Raw genomic sequence first — 3159 nt, 5'->3', positions numbered from 1 at the left:
CCCTCAGCGCCGGGCAACTACCCCCACGTGGTCACCCTGAATGCCTCCGAACACAACTCTGAACGTTCGGCTCTGGCGCGGCTGCTGAGTTTCCCAACGACTCTGGTAGCTGATGCGGTCCCGCAGAGCTGGAACAGCGAGAGTTTCGACCTCGCAACTGAGTTCGGCGTGCCGACCGCCGTACGCGAGCCTGCGGACTACCTCAAGCTGGGGTTCGACTTCCACGACTACGATAAGGCAACCAGGTTCACCTGGAAGTTCCTCCGCCAAGCGACCGCTGACCAAGTGACCGCACAGGTGACGCGAATCTTCGAGGCAGACAACAAGCTCGTCAACGGAAAAATTTTGAACCGCCTCTTCAACCCAACACCGGGCCAAAATGAATGGGGCCATACGACTTACGGATTATGGTGCGGCGACGGCATGACCCCACCCCCGTACCTGGGCCGGACATTTACCGGATCAGAGACCCACTACCTCACCAGCGGCTCAACGGTCATCGATAGCCAGGACATCGAGCAGATGATCTTGAAGCTCAAGAAAAAAGGCTACGGCGTACAACCGGGTTCTCAGCTCCTCATCCTCGCCAACCAAGACGACGGCCAACACATGACCGTCTGGCGGGCAGGCGTGGAGTACCGGACGGGCGGGCCACTCCCCCAATTCGACTTCATCCCGTCTGCGGCGATGCCGGCGTGGCTATCCAACGAGACGATCCACGGCGCGATCCCGCCCGCCGACTACAACGGCCTGCGCGTCTGGGGCAGCTACGGCGACGCCTGGCTGATCGAAAGCAACTACATCCCCACCGGCTATGTGGCCGTGGTAGCGACGGGCGGACCGGACTCCGACATGAACGCAGTCGGCGTCCGATCCCACCCGAACACGGCATACCAGGGCCTGCGCCATATTCCCGGTCACTGGCAGAACTACCCGCTCATCGAGTCATTCTTTGCGCGCGGGTTCGGCGTCGGCGTCCGCCACCGAGGCGCTGCGGTCGTTTGCCAAATCACCACCAACAGCACCTACACCCCGCCCGTGTTTGAGACGTAACCATGGATGGCAAACGCTTCCGACCAAAATGCGGCAGCCACCGCGAAACAAAGCATGGCGAGTTCAGCTGGGGGCCGGGCCTGCGGCCGAAACACCGCGAGGGCTGGCCGCCCAGCGAAGGCGGGCAGTACGGCGCCACGTGCCCGCCCGTCTACCTGCCGACCCCAGAGTCACTGCGCCCGCGCGAAGAGCACCAGAAGCCAGAAGACAGGCGCTACCCCGGCGAGCGCATCGGATAGACGCGGCTGACCTGCCGTTATAGCCACTTTAGGGTTCGGCTCGCTGTAATATCCGCGCATGCCGCTGGCTAACGGTCAGATATTCGCCGGGTACAAAATCTTGGGTTTGTTGGGGTCCGGCGGGATGGGCGAGGTTTATCTGGCGCAACACCCCCGGCTGCCGCGCAAGGTGGCGCTTAAGGTGCTAAGCGCGGATGTGTCCGCCAATGCTGACTACCGAGCCCGCTTCGCTCGCGAAGCCGAGCTAGCGTCCGAGCTGGACCACCCCAATATTGTCGTCGTTCACGACCGGGACGAAGAAGACGGCCAGCTATGGATCTCGATGCAGTATGTGGACGGCCTGGACGCGGCGCGCCTGCTCGCCGACAAGTTTCCGGACGGGATGCCCCCTCACCACGTGTCGAAGATAGTTACCGCCGTGGCCAGCGCACTGGACTATGCACACAACCGCGGGCTGCTGCACCGCGACGTCAAACCGGCCAACATCATGCTCACCGACGATGAACAGCGAGTCCTGTTGACGGACTTCGGGATCGCTCGCAGCCTCAATGGAATTGGCTCGCTCACCGCAAAGGGTTTCATCGTGGCGACAGTCCCTTACGCGGCACCTGAGCAGCTACAGGGCCAGGAGCTCGACGGCCGCGCCGACCAATACGCACTGGCCAAGACCGCCTATCACCTGCTCACCGGCTCGCAACTATTCCCGCATTCGCTTGCCGAAAAACCAATCGGACACGTCGCTCTTGATGCCATTCTGGCAACCGCGCTGGCCGAGAAGCCCGGAGACCGCTTCCAGAATTGCACGGAGTTCGCCCTCGCATTCGCCTTCGCTCACCGGGGCGCGTGGGCCGTCAGCTCCACCGGGACACTCCACCCAATCCGCAACGCCGCCAGCGGGCCGCGCCAAGCCAGCGACCGCGCCACCCGGCAGATGGCATCGGAAGTCCCAGCGCAAGATTCCGCGCAGAAAGCCCCGCGACTACGCGGCGGTTCGCGAAAGCTGGGGTTGGTCGTGGCTGCGGCTGTGCTTGGCCTCATGGCTGTGCCGGTCGTCGCCCTGGTGCTATCGGTGCGCCCATGGCAGCACCACGAGTCTCCGACCACCGGTACACCGACCTCGGTCGCGCCATCAATGACGTTTGATGCCATGCGTGACTTTGTCACCGCGTACTACGGCGACCTTCCAGCGCGTCCCGACGCCGCCTGGGCGAAACTCGATGACCATTGCAAGGAACAGACGGGGTTCACCCAATTCACTGACTTCTGGGCGACGATCCAAACAGTGACGGTTATTTCGGTCAGTCCGCGAGACGCCACAAGCGTTGTTGCTCGGCTCAGGTACGACCGGCGCAACGGACAGTCCGATACCGAAGACCGCTGGCTGAAGATGGCATTTGTGAATGGCACGATGCTACTGGACGAATCTGGACGAGTAGGTGCGGCGCCCACTGCCACTAGCTCGCTCCCCGCCCCGCACGCGGGTGCGTTTCCTGCGTCGTCGATCGACAATCTGCTGCTAACACCTGAGGCAATCGGTCGGGTCACAGGCGCGGGCCCGTGGCAGGTCGCCGAGACCGCATCCGCGCCCACCGACCATTCCGGGTTAGTAACGCCTTACAGCTGCGTCGGCGTCATCTTCACAGCGGAACAATCGGTATATGCGGACCGAGGTCTGCTAGCGCTTCGTGACCAAACACTGAAGGCCGTACCGCCGACCATCTACCCCGGCAAGCCACTACCACCCGATACGCCGGAACAGGTTCAGCAAACCGCCATCGTATTCCCCACGGTCCAACAAGCCCAGGCCGTGCTGACAGCATCTCAGCGAGAGTGGCAATCCTGCGCGGCCGGACAAGTCTCCTACCAG

The 3159-nt window shown here is 62.9% G+C and carries 2 protein-coding genes; both read left to right on the top strand.

Annotation, left to right across the window (positions count from 1 at the left end):
- The coding region (locus ACFE99_RS17465; RefSeq protein ID WP_375487472.1) for a hypothetical protein at window positions 1-1053 on the top strand (1053 nt) is incomplete at its 5' end.
- Window positions 1054-1350: 297 nt separating this feature from the next.
- The coding region (locus ACFE99_RS17460; RefSeq protein ID WP_375487470.1) for a serine/threonine-protein kinase PknH/PknJ at window positions 1351-3159 on the top strand (1809 nt) is incomplete at its 3' end.

Source organism: uncultured Mycobacterium sp. (genome assembly GCF_964249325.1).
GTDB lineage: Bacteria > Actinomycetota > Actinomycetes > Mycobacteriales > Mycobacteriaceae > Mycobacterium.
The sequence above is the reverse complement of the archived record's forward strand: the minus strand, read 5'-3'. Positions and strand labels throughout refer to the sequence as shown.